1 protein-coding gene is annotated in these 253 nt (G+C 57.3%); it reads right to left on the bottom strand.

Annotated features, from left to right (window positions below):
• A partial coding sequence (locus ABLN87_RS22430; RefSeq protein ID WP_353014334.1) for a helix-turn-helix domain-containing protein occupies window positions 1-253 on the bottom strand: 253 nt, incomplete at both ends.

Here is a 253-nt window from a genome sequence, read left to right as displayed (position 1 = left end):
TGACACAAAGTACTTTTCTGTGTCGGTGAAGCGAACAGCCAACTCACGCGGGGAAAGCTCACTTTCCTTCAGGGCCAGATCCTTGATCTTCTCGCGCACTGGCGTGGGAATGCGGTTCCAGACCCGTGACGGCGTGGGTCTACGATCTTCAAGCGCCTCGGGGCCGTCGACGAGATATCGGTCGTACCAGCGATAGAAGGTGGTCTTCGGAATGCCCAGCTTCTCCAAAGTGCGCTTGGTCGGCAGATGCGAT

Source organism: Ruegeria sp. SCP10 (assembly GCF_040329495.1).
Classification (GTDB): Bacteria; Pseudomonadota; Alphaproteobacteria; order Rhodobacterales; family Rhodobacteraceae; genus Ruegeria.
This window is presented reverse-complemented; position numbering and strand designations above follow the sequence as displayed.